Origin of the sequence: Erysipelothrix aquatica, from assembly GCF_009828825.1 — a bacterium.
In the GTDB taxonomy this organism is placed as follows: Bacteria; Bacillota_I; Bacilli_A; order Erysipelotrichales; family Erysipelotrichaceae; genus Erysipelothrix; species Erysipelothrix aquatica_A.
In genome coordinates, this window is the sequence record NZ_WTTA01000001.1 from 402,049 (window position 1) to 417,266 (window position 15,218).

Sequence of the window (15,218 nt, forward strand, 5' to 3'; positions counted from 1 at the left end):
TAATTGAAAAGTACATATAGGAGGTTTATGTATGAAAGTAGTAGTAATCGGATGTACACACGCGGGTACATCAGCAGTTAAAGCAATTTTGAAAGAAGCACCACAAGCAGAAGTTAAAGTCTTCGAAAGAAATGATAACGTATCATTCTTATCATGTGGAATTGCTCTCTATGTTGGAGGCGTTGTTAAAAAAGCGGAAGAACTTTTTTACTCAAATCCAGAAGAATTAAAAGGTCTTGGCGCAGACGTGCATATGGAACACAATGTCACCAACATTGATGTTGACACAAAAACTGTAAGTGTAACAAATATGCTTACAAATGAATCATTTACTGAGTCATATGACAAATTGGTGCTAACAACAGGATCATGGCCAATTACGCCACCAATCCCAGGTATCCAATCTGAAAATATCTTGTTATGTAAAAACTACAACCAAGCTCAAGAAATCATCGCTCGCAAAGAAGATGCTGAACGAATCGTTGTTGTCGGTGGTGGATACATCGGAATCGAACTCGTCGAAGCTTTTGTTGAATCAGGAAAACAAGTAACACTTGTTGATGGTCTTGATCGTATTTTAAATAAATATCTTGATCCTGAGTTTACAGACGTTTTAGAAGCAGACCTTACAGAACGTGGCGTAAACATCGCATTGAATCAAGTTGTTCAAGAATTCAAAGCTGATGAAAACGGTAAAGTTAATAAAGTCGTTACATCAGAAGGTGAATTCGAAGCAGACATGGTCATTCTTTGTGTTGGATTCCGTCCAAGCAATGAATTAATCCAAGGTAAAGTAGATACATTACCAAATGGTGCTGTTATTGTTAACGAATACATGCAAACAAGCCGCCCAGAAATTTTTGCAGCTGGTGATAATGTTGCTGTTCATTACAATCCTAATGGACAAAATGCATACATCCCTCTTGCAACAAATGCGGTACGTATGGGATCACTTGTAGGTCGTAACATCGTCGAGAACAAAGTAAAATACCGAGGCACACAAGGAACTTCTGGTCTTTACTTATTTGGTTACAACATTGGATCAACTGGAGTCACTGTAAACTCAGCGCCACACTTCGGTCTTGAAGTTGATTCTGTTGTTGTTAAAGATAACTACCGTCCTGAATTTATGCCTACAACTGAAGAAGTTATGATGAAACTTGTTTGGGAAAAAGGAACTGGACGTATTGTTGGTGGTCAAGTTATTTCAAAATATGACGTAACACAATCCGCAAATACATTATCCTTGGCAGTTCAAAACAAAATGACGATCGAAGATCTTGCATATGTTGATTTCTTCTTCCAACCACATTTTGACCGCCCTTGGAACTACTTAAACATTCTTGCTCAAGCCGCACTTGATAAAGAAAACGCTTAACAAAAGCTCAGCTTCGGCTGAGTTTTTATTTTACCAACTTTTGGAGCTCATCTTTAAATTCTTTTTGATTCCATAAGATAAGTTGGTTTATGTTATCATTCGATACATAGCGATATCTCTTCTTGATTGGGAGAACTAAAATTGTTCTAGTGACACTATGATTATCAAAACGATACTTTATTTCTCGTTTGCCGGGTATGCGCGTATTGACTGATGATTGACTTGGCTGAACCTGATGCGTCACTGATTCTCTATCGTAGCCTTTAGCAGTTACATCATGCATTACATCAATCGTGTCATACTGCAGCACCGTTAAATCAGGAGCTATGATTACAGGATCACTTTTAAGTGAAACTACACTCAACGTTAGGCCTTTATCTTGCGGGTACGATACAAAATTACTTTGTACGAAAGCTATCTTTTCATCGCCTTCTACAACACGATTACGCAAACCATCACATCTATCCAAACGAACACCAAGTTCGATTGCTTTTACCAGACCGTTTGACCGTACACTCTTAATTTTCTTAAAAGAAGTATTATGCATGTAAAAGCTATCCCTTCCGTAGTTTTGTGAGCATTTTTCATACTGAACAGTTGGCGTTTGAAAATTCAAATATGGTTTAGCCCTAGCAACCACTGTGGGATGTATGATTTTAATATTTTGAAATCTAAAATCACTATTTAGTGTATAAGATAACATTTTAGATTTGTGCACAATGTCACTTTTGTTTAGATAGTTGACTCGACTCGAAAAACTTTCGCCTGTGCTTGCTACACTCATATGAATTCGTATTGAGTAATTGTCAATTTTTAGTTTTGAAAGTGGAACTTCAAATTTGAACCCAACATTCTCATAGTCGTAATTGCAATCCATTTTATACTTTTCGAAAAAGTTGCACTTGGGATAACCGCGATATTCCATCAAATCCGTTAGAGAAACGTCTTCAACCGCACCTGACTCCCATATTGAATGCGCATTCCCTCTTAATTCCAATTTAAATGAATGTGTTTTATCATTCAGTAAGTGAGTTCGATTTCGTACTAATGCCCACCCCTTGATGACTAACCCTGTTTCATTCAATTGGATGTTTGACACTTCATGCATAAAACTCTGACGTTCCGCTACAACCCTCATCGAATTACATTGAGTAAAAATGCAACAAACTAACATGATAAAGATACTGTGGAATCGTTTCATCACATCACCTCTTTCTTAAATATGCTGTCAAATCGCCTAATCATAAAAAAAAGACTAGCATATTTATGCTAGTCTTTTCTGCTATTAAAAATTGCGATGTATCTTAACACCGACATTAATGTCGCTACTAAGGCTGCAACATATGTTAATGCTGCTGCTGATAACATTTTACGAGCTCCAGGAAGTTCATTTTGGGTTAAAATTGCTTGTTGATCTAAAATTTTCAAGGCTCTTGCAGAAGCGTTAAATTCAACTGGAAGTGTAACCAGCTGGAATGCAGCCATCAATAACAAGGCCCCAATTCCGACATAGAAAATCGTAGTATCTTGCGCAAAAATCCCAATCATGATTGCAATCATTGAAATACTGTTACCTGTAATTGCCAAAGGCAATAACTTGTTTCTCATTCCGATAAAAGCGTATGCTTCCGCATGTTGAATAGCGTGCCCGACTTCATGGGCTGCAACAGACACTGAAGCAATTGAATTGTTTTTATATACATCTGGTGAAAGGGCTACAATTTTCTTAGTAGGATCATAATGGTCACTTAAGACCCCACCTTTTGATTGAACCACTTCAACATCTGTAATATTATTCAATTCAAGTATACGGCGTGCTACATCAGCACCCGTCATTGATCCCATAGTTTTAACTTTGCTATATTTGCTATAGTTAGATTTTACAAACATTTGTGCAACTAATGATAAAATTGCAGCAATTAGAATAAAACCCATACCTATGGGATTAAAATAAAGATATGGCATCATAAATTAATCTCCAAATTTCTATTAATAAAAGAGGAGCATCGCTCCTCAATTAATTATTATTTAACTGCGTCTTTTAATGCTTTTGCAGGTTTGAACCCTACACTGTATGAAGCTTCGATACGGATCTTTTCTTTTGTTTGTGGATTGAAACCATCACGTGCCGCGCGGTGACGAACTTCAAATTTACCGAACCCTGCAAGATCAACTGTACCTTTTTCTTCTAAGACTTTTTTGACTTCATCTAAGAATGCATCAATAAACTCATTAGCTTGTTTCTTACTTACGTCTAGGTTTGTTGCAATTGCTTCCCCTAATAACTTTTTGTTGTATGTTTCACTCATATTGAAACCTCCATTTCATATTGAAATAATATCATTATACTGCTTAAAACACAAGTTAAAGCTACTCTGCTTTTAAATCGCGTTGCATTAATTCACGAATAGCAGTGACTGGTTCTTTGCCTTCAAAGACGACTTTATAGACCTCTTCTGTGATTGGCATCGATACATTCATTGATTTCGCCATATTATGGACAACTTTAGCTGCAAAAACACCCTCTACAGTCTTGTCATTTGTGTCAAAAAATGCTTGGGCAGAGTTGTTTTTTCCAATCATAAACCCTGCTTGAAAATTTCGTGAATGTTGACTTGTAGCCGTTACAATCAAATCTCCAACACCACAAAGTCCTAAGAAAGTCTCTGCTTCTCCACCTAATGCAACTCCAAAACGTGTCATTTCTGCAAGACCACGTGTCATTAAAGCAGCACGAGCATTATCCCCATAGTCTAATCCTTGCAAGCAGCCACTTGCTATCGCAATGATATTTTTGATTGCAACACCCACCTGTGCACCAATCACATCATTATTAGTATAGACACGGAAATAATCGTTTGAAAAAAGATTCTGTACAAGCTCTGCAGCATCTTGATTTAAAGATACCGCATTAATTGTTGTCAAATCACGTAATACAACTTCCTCAGCATGGGAAGGGCCAATTAGACTCACAACTCCAAGACGCTTATCAGCATCAACCACTCGTTCAATAACATCAATTAAAAGCTCATGAGTCTCAGGATGAAACCCTTTGGCGACATTAATAATTGTGACAGGTCTCGTTAATGTTTCATTCAAACGCTTCGCGACTTCTTCAACAGCACTTGTCGGTACTGCGAGTAATACGACATCGGCATTTTCTACTTCTTCAAAATCTTGTGTTGCATCCAAAGATTCATTCAATTTAATACCTGGAAAATATGTTTCGTTTTGGCTGTACAAATGTATATCAACAACTTCATCCAGCTTACGCCCCCAGATGAGAACTTCATGTTGATTATCAGCAAGAACTTGTCCTAATGCGGTTCCCCAACTTCCTGAACCAATAATCCCAATTTTCATTATGCTCCTCGCTTCCTGACTAAAATACGAATCGGCGTACCATCAAAGTTAAACGCACGACGTAAAGCATTTTCTAGATAACGTTTGTATGAGAAATGTAACAACTCTGGATCATTTACAAACACGACAAACGTTGGTGGTGCTGTAGCAACCTGTGATGTATATAGAATTTTTAAACGTTTTCCATGGTGTGATGGAGGTGGCGTTAAACGAATTGCATCTTGAATAACTTCATTAAGCACGCTTGTTCCTATACGGCGTTTACTATTTTCATACGCTTGATCAATAAGAGGTAGCAATGTATGAACACGCTTTTTGGTTAGAGCCGATACGAACGCAATCGGTGCATATGAAAGATATAAGAATTCACCAGCAACTTGTTTACGCACATCATCCATTAGTGTTTCCTCTTTATCGACTGTATCCCATTTGTTATAGACGATAATGATAGGTTTTCCTGCATCGTGTGCAAAACCAACAACGTGCTTATCTTGGGCACGAATTCCTTGCTCTCCGTCCAATACAAATAAAACCACATCTGACCGTTCTATGGCACTCATCGCACGTAAGACTGAATACTTTTCAATGTCTTCGTATACTTTACCACGCTTACGAATTCCCGCTGTATCAATAACGACATAATCTTTATCGTGAAATCTAAACGGTGTATCAACTGCATCACGAGTTGTTCCCTCAATATTAGAAACAATTACACGTTCTTGGTTAAGCATTGCATTCACAAGTGAACTTTTTCCAACATTAGGACGACCAATAATTGAAAATTTTAATTCATCTTCATACATTGTCAGACCTTTTTCAGGGAGTTTTCGAATAATTGTGTCAAGTAAGTCCCCAACACCAATTCCATGCAAACTACTTACTGCCATTGGCTCATCATAGCCAAGTGCATAGAATTCATAAATATCTGCTTGAAATTGAATATCATCAACTTTATTGACAGCTACAATAACAGGTTTGTTCGTTTCACGTAATAAACGGGCAATATGCTGGTCATCATTAGTCAGACCTTCCATTCCACTTACGACAAAAACAATTACATCTGCTTCATCAATAGCGATATCGACTTGCATTTGAATTTCGTCAGCGAATGCTTGCCCCTCGATTTGAATTCCACCTGTATCAATAAATCTTAAATCTTTAGTTAACCATGTTGCTTTTCCGTATAATCGGTCACGTGTGACTCCTGCTTCGTCATGAACGATTGATAATCGCTCACCCATGATACGGTTGAACAATGAGGATTTTCCTACATTTGGGCGACCAACGATCGCAACAACTCCATCTATCATTTTTACTACCTACTCTCTATATATTTCTTAATTAACGCTACAATTTCATCAACACTGAGATAGGTTGTATCAATTTCAATTGCATCTTCAACTTTAATTAATGGTGATTCTTCTCGATTCATATCACGATAGTCTCGATCCACTAATTCTTTGTATAAGGCATCGAACTCTACATCGAATCCTTTTTTTGTTAACTCTTCAAATCTTCGCTGAGCACGTACAGTAACGTCCGCAGTTTGGAAAATTTTAATCTCAGCATCTGGGAGTACAACGGAGGTTATATCTCGACCATCCATCACAAATCCCTTCTTTTCAGCCATTTTACGTTGTTTTGCAACAAGTAGCTCACGTATTCTTGCAAATTTCGATACCTTTGAAGCACCTTGAGAAACTTCATCAGTACGAATATTATTACTCACGTCTTCGCCATTCACAAATATAGAACCTTCTGGCGAAAGTTCTATTTCTGTTTTCATAGCAACCTCAAAGCAAGCTACTTCATCCTCGAGATCCACGTTTTGTCTAATACACTCAAATGCTACTGCACGATACATCGCACCAGTATCAATATGTGTGTATCCTAAATCTTTTGCTAACCGCTTTGCTATTGTACTTTTTCCCGATGCACTCGGCCCATCAATTGCTATATTAATCACTTTTTCACCTCTAATTATACTTTTTGAATCAATATTAAAATAATAACAACAAAAATTGCTAAGACAAGAAGTGAAATAACAACATTCATCATACGATTCGTTTTAACCATCGTATCACTGATTTCCTCAATATGACGTTCTTGATCTATAATTTTGTGTTGTAACGTTTGCGTTTGGTCTAATAATTCTCGCTTGAATTTTTCTGAGTCAAAATTAAATGATCCAACCTCATCGAGGCTCTCTTCATATTTATCGTCTATCATATCGATATCCAATTCAACAACTTCATCAATTGGTGCAACATCAACATAATCGTCTCTAGATACTTCGACAGCAGGCTCCACTTCAGGTTCTTGAATTTGTGTTTTAGCCACTTGATTATCCGCAGGAGTATCAACATCTTGCGCCATCTCATGAACGGCCATTGAAATTGTTTTTTCTAAATCTGGAACACTATGTTCATCTTGAAGTGACTCAACACGGAAAACACGAGTTTCTTCAAGCACATTTGTATCCGATTTTAGACTTGGATCAATTTCATTGATAACCGATTGCATAATATCTGGGTTGATTTTTTGAATTGTTTCGGTATCAATATCAAGTTCTTTAAAGATATTGGACTGTGTATTGCCTTCATCACGATACCCTTTTTTAACATTGTACTCTTTAACTTCATTTAAAAATTCTTTTAAATAGGTATTCTCAAATGTGTCAAATGTGTTGGGTTCAACTGGTTCACTTTGTGTTGGAATATGTTGGCGCGCCCGAGTTGGTTCATGGTCGACTTTTGGTTCGTTTTCATCCATTTTTCTAAACTGATCATCAATTTGATTTAATCGATTAGCAAATTGTGAAAGATTTGAATTTTCAATTCCACTCTCTGCATTTGAAGACAATGCCTCATGTAGTGCTTGATTTTTTTGAACGCGAGATTTCATGACAGTATCACTCCTTTGATAAATTATAGCATATTAAAAGTCACTAATGATTGGATTAGTTACATAAGTTATTTTAATTGCTTCATGACCTTTATATATTATAACAAATTTTTTCATGCATTCATAAAAAAAAGGACCGGAGTCCTATTGAATTCTTTTTAGTGTTGGTTTGATAAGCACAAACAAGATCATAAGTATGGTACCTTTAACGATATTGAATGGTAAGTAAACAGCATTTAGTATTTCCCATGCATTCGATTGATCTAACCCATACAAAGGAAATGTTACATAGTAGTTGAACACGTTCATAATGAGAGAAACGCCGACAACAGAAATAATCATTAGTATCCCATTCTTGAATCTATGATTGGTTTTAATGAACACCGCCGGAAGCATGAGTAATACCGAAAATCCAAAGTTTGCAAGTTCTCCAGCAATATTTCCATCACTTGAAATTGTCAGAAAGTGAACTAAGTTTTTCAAAAACGCAATCATAAAACCTGCAAGTGGTCCCATTAACCATGCACCAATTAAGACTGGTATATCGCTCAAATCAACTTTTAATGGCGATCCAGGGATAACCCTAAATTCAAAATAGTAAAATATCACCGACATTGCTGTAAGTATTGATATCTTCACCATAATTCGAGTGCTTAATTTTTTCATTTTTGTCCTCCTTGTGAAAAAATAAGACTCAAGGCGACATGAAAAAACAACTTCTTTCATCCAGACTATACTGTCGCCATTGGAATTTCACCAATTCAACCATCATTGATGGGTCGCGGGGTCTACCGCCGGTCGGGAATCTCACCCTGCCCTGAAGTACATTGTAATTATATGAACTCAACACTTATTTGTCTACACTTATACTCTTTCTCATGTAATGATTTTAATATTTTTTTTACAAATATAAAAAAAGACCTGTATCTATGTGTAATAAAGGTCTTTTTTAATTAATTATGCACGTCCTGAGTATTTTCCATCAGAAGTATTTACGACAACAACTTCACCTTCGCTGATAAATAATGGAACACGGATTTCATATCCTGTTTCAAGAACTGCATTTTTTTGCGCGTTAGTAGCTGTGTCACCTTTAACTGCTGGTTCTGCTTGTGTAATTGTAAGCGCAATTTTTTCTGGAAGTGTAACTCCTAGAATTTCACTTTCATAAACTACAACTGTTACTTCTGAATTTTCTTTCATAAAATTCAATTCCCACTCAAGTCGAGCTTTATCGATTTCTGTTTGTTCATATGTTTCATTATCCATGAACACGATCATATCACCAGCATCGTACAGATATTGCATAGGTCGTTTTTCAACGTGCGCTTGCTCAATCTTGTCTCCTCCGATGAAGCTGAGTTCAGTTACTGAACCTGTACGCATATTACGTACTTTTGCTTTAATAATCATTTGACGTTGTGCTGTTTTATTGTGTGATGTATCAATAACTACATAAAGATTGCCTTCATGTGAAATTGACATTCCAGAACGTAAGTCGTTTGATGAAATCATATTTATTCCTCCGTTATGTAAAGTTTGAAACTTTCGTCTTTCATTATAGCATACTCTAATCTATATGGGATATCTCCATTTATATTTATGTAGATTTTATCATCAATTTTTTCAGCAGTAAGTTGGTTTCCATAATTCTCATATGCGGTGCTTTCAGGATTTTTTCTAAAAAAATTAAAGACTACTCTTTCAATATTTAGTCGCTTTTCAATCTTTTCCATGTAGCTTACGGTTTCATAATACTCTTTGGATATGTAAACTTCCCGTTTAATCCAGAAACAAACAACTGTCAAAAATATAAGACTATGTATTAAAATCATGCCGCGTTGACATCGCTTCACATTTATCTTTTGTGCACACATTCATAAGACTCCTATCAATTCGACATGTTGTTACCTCATCAATTAAAATTTCATATCCTGGTTCTTTGACTACACGAGAATCCTTGCATGAAATATCAAATTGTTTCTCATCAAAAGAAAAAGATAAGATACCATTCTCGACATTAACATTGCTTGAACGGTTTATGAGTTGCGTTAGCTGTAGTTTAAATACTGAAATTGGGTATATTGTTGGACGGTGAATTTTTACCATTAATATGAGGGTTTGATGAATTAAAATGGTGATGAGTCCCCACACTGTAAAACCTATCATGCACTCAACTAACGTGAAGCCAGCTTGAAAACATCGACGATTAACTTTAATACACCTCCAAGTATCAAAATTGCCAAAAGAAGCTCAAGCATTAAGTATCCTTTATACACAACGATACCGTCCAAAACCAAGTTGTATCGTACATTTTTTGTTGTTGTAATCAAAATCTCCAGCATGATTTACATTTCCGTTAGCATTAAACCAAATATCAGCAGTAACATACCTACGTCTCAGTTTGTACATCGCCTCAACTTGATGTGTGAGAATCCCTTTGTTTGCATACGGTAATTCCTTGAAAATTTGATGATGACTGACCATCGTTGTAACAAAAACAACAAAACTCAGTACAATTAATAATTCAATCATCGTGAATCCATTACTGTATTGTCGCTTGACCGTGAACAATTTCAATATTTTTTCCATCAGAACATCGTGTCTGCCTTTCTGTTATAAACTCATCTGTTACGAGATCTTGAATGGATACAGGAACTCCATCATGTTTTAATTGCCACTGTAAAATAGCAGCATCGATTATTTTTAGTTGTGCATCGCATCCTTTTTCATTAATTACATTCAATGTTCGCTGAATATTAGGCATTGTTAGCAATAACAACACAACAATAACCGCCATAACCAAGACCATTTCTATCAATGTAAATCCTTTTTTCATAATCCCTCCATCAAGTTGATTGGAATCAACATTACTTGATAGTATCCGTACACCGTTAATATCACAAAACCATATACAAGCAGTTTGTAAGTCATGATTACGTGTCCAAAGCATCTACTAAGTTTCTTTGTAGCGTGTCGCATGTAGAAATCGAGCCCTTCTTTTTGTTTTAAAACATTTTGTTTGAACACGTAGTATCTACCTAAATCCTTGTCAAAAATTTCATGCGAGAATATTTCTTGGATGCTTTTCCCAGCTTCTAAATTGTCTAGAATGTGATACCCATACCATTTTAAAATCTCACAGTTCGAAGTTTTTAGTAATGAAAACGTATCATGAAATGAGATTCCAAATAGTGTGCTATTACTATAAATATTAATAATCCGTATCGTGCCCATAAGTCGATATGTCCGAGATAATTTGTTAATTAAGATTAAAGTCAGTGTTGGATAAACACGAAGACTAAAATAACAACATGAAATTATTCCAAACACGATGCAGTGTATTACTAAAATGATTTTAAATAGATTGGATACACTTTCGATACCAGTACTACCCAATGCACTATCTTCCAAAAGACCGCTTATTTGGTACTTTATCTGGTTAGAGTAAATGCTAATCATCACAAGACACACTACATGAAGAAGAATTGGATAAGCTATTTTCTGCGCAATTTCGTTGTAAATTTTTTGCTTGAGTTTAATCCAAAATACATAAGATTTTAAACTAACAAAGGGATTTATAACAACGCCCTCGCCTTTTGCGTCCAAGCACTCATAGAGTGTCTCAAGTGAAGTAAAGTCGCACCCATACTGTGTATTGATATCTTGAACATTCATACCGTTTTTTAAAGACTCCAAGATTTCTTCACTCTGCATCTTCAATCGGTGTTGTTCATAGATTTTCTCTAATTTTTTCTTTATCAAACATTTCAAAGACAACGTTCACCTCTCCATTAGCATTCATCTTCATTTCCTGTACTACAACGCCTTCCAGTAATTCACGTAAATCTTCCACACATGCCCCCAAATCAGCAAGTCTTCGTAATGCCTGTTGTAGCGTTGATGCGTGCATTGTTGCGACAATCATATGCCCACTGAGTCCTGCACGTATTAACTCGGATATATCTAGAACTGTTCTTAGTTCTCCAAGCACAATAATGTCAGGATCATGTCGCAGTAGTTGCGTTAGATGAGTCCCAACACATTCTGTATCGATTTGAATCCACCGTTCGTTGATCCGTTCGACCGGATTCTCTAAAGTATAAATTTGCTTAGTCCTGAGTTGTGATAGTGCATAAAACATACTCGTTGATTTCCCACTTCCAGTTCGGCCAACAAACAAGAGTATCCCGCAATTATTTTGTATGATTTCATGAATTTTGCAACGGATCGTTTCAAAGGGACATAAGTCAGTCCAAAGATTACTATCATTAATGTTTAAAACTCGAGCAACACCACTGTATTTATTTGAATTGTGAATGCCTGCAAACCGTATTTGAAGTTCTTGTTCAGCAATATAGTAATGGAATACCTTCGTCTGCGGATTTGGGTTTGTAATATCAAAACCTGCGATAAACTTCAAATAGATAAATAACGCTCTTGGATCAATGTCATCTACTTTCTTTATCATATGCTTATGCTTACGTAAAACTATCTCTTGTTGTGATTCCGACCCATAAATATGAATATCACTGATTCGATGTTGGACACACTGTTTAATAAGTTGGTCGAATTGTATCTCTATTTTAGTCATACTTCTAAATACACATATTTCTTAATTTCACCTAAAATAAAAAATAGCCTTTTGGCTATTTTAGTTTTTGAATAAATGGATTGCTTAATGTCTCGGTTTCTAAATCAGTGATATCCCCATGTCCAGGATAAAGATTTAATTGCCCATCCTCAAACATTTCAATAAACATCTTTAAAGAGTTGTTCATCATCGCCATACTTCCCGTAGGTAAATCTGTACGTCCAATGGTTCCTTTAAATATAAAATCACCGACAATAGCATCCTCTTCAAAAATAAAGCTCACTGAACCACTTGTATGGCCTGGAGTTTTGATGACATCAAAACTAAACGGTCCGACAGTTTGTGGCTCTTCAAAAAACGTCTCAAAATCTGAAGTCAGAACAACACATTCAGGCATTTGATTTGAGAGATTAACATTGGGGTTCGTTAAATAGTGTGCTTCTTCATGAAATACAAAGACTGGACACTTATATATTTCAGTAATTGCATCTACACCAGATATATGGTCAAAATGTCCGTGCGTAAGGTAAATTGCAATGACTTCTTTACCTTCTAGTGGTTTTAATAAACGTTGAGCGTTATTTTTCGGGTCCATACATGGATCAATTACAACTACCTTATTGTCAATCTCAAGATAGTATGTATTGGTCTCAACATACCCCATTACTTGTTTTGTTATTTTCATAATAGAAAAAAAGTCGATTTACGACTTATTTTTTCTCTTTATGTAAAGTGTGTTTACGATCACGTGGGCAATATTTATTGATTTCCATACGCTCTAATTGGACTTTTTTGTTACGTGATGTGTAGTAGTTTTCTTCGCCACACTCTGTGCATTTTAAAATAGCTTGTGCTCTCATAATTACCTCCATTTACTCATAGCCTAGACATTATACCATACTTTATTTGCAATGCCTATACTAAATTATTGTGATTTACGTGCCATATAGTAATCCATAACAGCATGCGTTGCATACCCACATTCGTTAGCGATTGTTTGTCGCGTAGCTTGTGCTTCAGTTACAGATTTCGGTGCAATACAGCTTACTGCGATTTCTGGTTGTTCATACGGAGCATATCCGATGTACGTACTATTTCGTAATTCGATGCCATCAGAACTAATTTGAGCTGTTCCAGATTTACCGGCTGATTTGTAGTTTTCTTTTCCAGATGCATACCCTTCTCCAGAGGAAATATAAAGTCTCATACCCTCTTGAACAACACGCAACGATTCGAGATCATCAAGCGTACTCAATGCTTGAGGAGTGTTTTCACTGACCATTGCTTTGGTATCTTGGTTGAACGTGCCTGTCGCGAGACGTGGTTTCATTCTCGTTCCATTATTTGCAATGGTTGCAACAAATTGATTCAATTCCATGACGTTATAGGTATCATATTGACCAATAGCAAGTTCGAGTAATTTACTATCAGCTTCACGTGATCCAATGTATCCAATTTCTTCACGTGGGAAGTCAACATTAGTTGGAACTCCTAAGCCAAATTGTGAATAGTATGAACGCATTAAGTCATATGTTGCTGGTCCATCTGGAAAAATTAATGAACTTCCAGGTACGTATGTTGCATTACCAAGGCGAATTGCGACATTGAACATGTAGATGTTACTTGACATCTGAAGCGCCGAACGTGCATCAACATTGCCAATTCCATCTTTCCATGAATGTCGAATGAGTCCTCCGATATTCATCGGTGCATCAAGAATTAATTCATTCGGTTGAATTACATCTTCGGATAGACCCATATACACCGTTGCCGGTTTGACAGTCGAACCGACAGCAAAAGTTCCATTTGAAAGCATTGTACTTTGAATATCATTCCAATACTTCATCTCACCACTTGAATTATTTTCTTTCATAGCAGCAATTGCAAGAATATCTCCTGTCCGTGGGTCTGAAACAATCATGTGCATTTGATCCATAGCTGTACGTTGTGGATCTTTATTAACGTCCGTAATTCTTTTGGTAAGCTCTGCTTCTACGAACTTCTGTAGATCCGTATCCAAGGCAAGTTTTAAACCATAACCTTTGCGCCCTTCAGAACGCAATTGTTTTGTTCCTGACTGATACTCATACTGTGTATCAATACCCGATAATTCGTTTTCATATTGATACTCGAGTCCCGAAACACCGACCTCATCATCTGCTTGATATCCTTTTGCAATGTAGGAATCAAGTTTTTGTTCGGGAATATCTCCAAGTGATCCGTATAAATTCTTGATATCAACCGTTTCGTTATAGACACGTTCCCATTCTGTATCATAGCTAAACCCTGGAAAATCATTTGAATGTTCAGCAAGATATGAAATCTGTTCGTTGGTTGCATTTTCGTATACTATAGACGACTGACCCAGTTGACCATTATTCATCTTTACTTGGATTTCAAATGTCGCTTTGTCTTCTTCTGTAAGTGTATTCAAATGATCCGGAGTAATACGTGATTTTATAAGTTCATCATACTCTTCCTTGCTCATGTTTCCTTTTGTATAGGACTTGTATTCTTCTTCAGTAACTAAATCTTCACCATAGTCATTTAGTCTTAGCCATAGTACTTTGTTATCATCTTCATTCAATGAATGTTTGATATTAAAAGTTTTGGCAAACAGTTTTGCAACATCCCATTGATCATCAGCAGATGTATTCCTTGGTCGGTCATAGACAATAACTTTTTTAGCTTGATTTGACACTAAGTTAACACCATTCCGGTCCACCATTTCGCCCCGCATTGTTTGAGAGTAAAGTGGTGGTGTTTGGTATTTCTCATATAGGTTTGCATAATGATCTGCTTGAACAATTTGAATCGTATAAAGACGATAAATCAAACCTCCGGCAATTGCCGCCAATAAAATCATAAATATCTGCAAACGGACATCGATGACTTTTTTGATATTGAGATCTTTTTTCAAATGTTCACTACTACCACTGTAGTTTTTGACTTTATCTTTTTGTCTTCGACGATCCATAA

At 36.3% G+C, this 15,218-nt stretch carries 19 protein-coding genes and 1 riboswitch; of the genes, 1 reads left to right on the top strand and 18 read right to left on the bottom strand.

The features are described from left to right. Positions 1–31: 31 nt before the first annotated feature. Positions 32–1,378: an FAD-dependent oxidoreductase gene (locus GVV22_RS01975; RefSeq protein ID WP_159641396.1), complete on the top strand. Its 1,347-nt coding sequence runs from the start codon at positions 32–34 to the stop codon at positions 1,376–1,378. 25 nt (positions 1,379–1,403) lie between these two features. On the opposite strand, the gene GVV22_RS01980 is transcribed toward GVV22_RS01975, so the two are convergent. The 18 genes from GVV22_RS01980 to GVV22_RS02065 all read right to left on the bottom strand — a co-directional run bounded on the left by GVV22_RS01980 (position 1,404) and on the right by GVV22_RS02065 (position 15,216). After that, positions 1,404–2,579, bottom strand: a complete 1,176-nt coding sequence (locus GVV22_RS01980; protein ID WP_159648516.1) for a hypothetical protein — start codon at positions 2,577–2,579, stop codon at positions 1,404–1,406. Positions 2,580–2,647: 68 nt separating this feature from the next. Beyond that, positions 2,648–3,346: a zinc metallopeptidase gene (locus tag GVV22_RS01985; protein ID WP_236261905.1), complete on the bottom strand. Its 699-nt coding sequence runs from the start codon at positions 3,344–3,346 to the stop codon at positions 2,648–2,650. A 56-nt stretch (positions 3,347–3,402) separates the two neighbouring features. Beyond that, positions 3,403–3,687 (bottom strand): HU family DNA-binding protein, encoded by a 285-nt coding sequence (locus tag GVV22_RS01990; protein ID WP_159636411.1) that lies wholly within the window; start codon positions 3,685–3,687, stop codon positions 3,403–3,405. A gap of 61 nt (positions 3,688–3,748) precedes the next feature. Continuing rightward, positions 3,749–4,741 carry an NAD(P)H-dependent glycerol-3-phosphate dehydrogenase gene (locus tag GVV22_RS01995; protein ID WP_159648517.1) on the bottom strand — a complete coding sequence of 331 codons (993 nt, stop codon included), beginning with the start codon at positions 4,739–4,741 and terminating at the stop codon, positions 3,749–3,751. Then, complete coding sequence (gene der / locus GVV22_RS02000) at positions 4,741–6,051, bottom strand: ribosome biogenesis GTPase Der (protein ID WP_159648518.1); 1,311 nt, start codon at positions 6,049–6,051, stop codon at positions 4,741–4,743. The genes GVV22_RS01995 and der overlap by 1 nt, the downstream gene beginning before the upstream one ends. 5 nt (positions 6,052–6,056) lie before the next feature. Beyond that, a complete protein-coding gene (gene cmk, locus GVV22_RS02005; RefSeq protein ID WP_159648519.1) occupies positions 6,057–6,707 on the bottom strand; it encodes a (d)CMP kinase in 651 nt (216 codons plus the stop codon). Between the two features lie 14 nt (positions 6,708–6,721). Further along, on the bottom strand, positions 6,722–7,645 hold the full coding sequence (locus GVV22_RS02010) for a hypothetical protein (protein ID WP_159648520.1): 924 nt from the start codon (positions 7,643–7,645) through the stop codon (positions 6,722–6,724). Between the two features lie 144 nt (positions 7,646–7,789). Continuing rightward, positions 7,790–8,311 carry an ECF transporter S component gene (locus GVV22_RS02015; RefSeq protein WP_159648521.1) on the bottom strand — a complete coding sequence of 174 codons (522 nt, stop codon included), beginning with the start codon at positions 8,309–8,311 and terminating at the stop codon, positions 7,790–7,792. A gap of 44 nt (positions 8,312–8,355) precedes the next feature. Further along, a riboswitch (FMN riboswitch) is annotated at positions 8,356–8,474 on the bottom strand. A 128-nt stretch (positions 8,475–8,602) separates the two neighbouring features. Then, on the bottom strand, positions 8,603–9,160 hold the full coding sequence (efp, locus tag GVV22_RS02020) for an elongation factor P (RefSeq protein ID WP_159648522.1): 558 nt from the start codon (positions 9,158–9,160) through the stop codon (positions 8,603–8,605). A gap of 2 nt (positions 9,161–9,162) precedes the next feature. Further along, positions 9,163–9,381 carry a hypothetical protein gene (locus tag GVV22_RS02025; protein WP_159648523.1) on the bottom strand — a complete coding sequence of 73 codons (219 nt, stop codon included), beginning with the start codon at positions 9,379–9,381 and terminating at the stop codon, positions 9,163–9,165. Between the two features lie 82 nt (positions 9,382–9,463). After that, positions 9,464–9,814: a hypothetical protein gene (locus GVV22_RS02030; protein ID WP_159648524.1), complete on the bottom strand. Its 351-nt coding sequence runs from the start codon at positions 9,812–9,814 to the stop codon at positions 9,464–9,466. Between the two features lie 102 nt (positions 9,815–9,916). Then, positions 9,917–10,237 carry a prepilin-type N-terminal cleavage/methylation domain-containing protein gene (locus GVV22_RS02035; protein ID WP_159648525.1) on the bottom strand — a complete coding sequence of 107 codons (321 nt, stop codon included), beginning with the start codon at positions 10,235–10,237 and terminating at the stop codon, positions 9,917–9,919. Then, on the bottom strand, positions 10,191–10,484 hold the full coding sequence (comGC, locus tag GVV22_RS02040) for a competence type IV pilus major pilin ComGC (RefSeq protein ID WP_159648526.1): 294 nt from the start codon (positions 10,482–10,484) through the stop codon (positions 10,191–10,193). The genes GVV22_RS02035 and comGC overlap by 47 nt, the downstream gene beginning before the upstream one ends. Beyond that, positions 10,481–11,419, bottom strand: coding sequence for a hypothetical protein (locus GVV22_RS02045; protein ID WP_236261906.1), 939 nt, complete (start codon positions 11,417–11,419; stop codon positions 10,481–10,483). The genes comGC and GVV22_RS02045 overlap by 4 nt, the downstream gene beginning before the upstream one ends. After that, positions 11,379–12,239 (bottom strand): ATPase, T2SS/T4P/T4SS family, encoded by an 861-nt coding sequence (locus GVV22_RS02050; protein WP_159648528.1) that lies wholly within the window; start codon positions 12,237–12,239, stop codon positions 11,379–11,381. The genes GVV22_RS02045 and GVV22_RS02050 overlap by 41 nt, the downstream gene beginning before the upstream one ends. Before the next feature lie 55 nt (positions 12,240–12,294). After that, the gene (locus GVV22_RS02055) at positions 12,295–12,924 is read right to left on the bottom strand and encodes an MBL fold metallo-hydrolase (protein WP_159648529.1); all 630 of its coding nucleotides are present in this window, start codon (positions 12,922–12,924) and stop codon (positions 12,295–12,297) included. 25 nt (positions 12,925–12,949) lie between these two features. Continuing rightward, complete coding sequence (gene rpmG / locus GVV22_RS02060; RefSeq protein WP_159636437.1) at positions 12,950–13,099, bottom strand: 50S ribosomal protein L33; 150 nt, start codon at positions 13,097–13,099, stop codon at positions 12,950–12,952. Between the two features lie 65 nt (positions 13,100–13,164). Further along, the gene (locus GVV22_RS02065; protein ID WP_159648530.1) at positions 13,165–15,216 is read right to left on the bottom strand and encodes a peptidoglycan D,D-transpeptidase FtsI family protein; all 2,052 of its coding nucleotides are present in this window, start codon (positions 15,214–15,216) and stop codon (positions 13,165–13,167) included. Between the last annotated feature and the right edge of the window lie 2 nt (positions 15,217–15,218).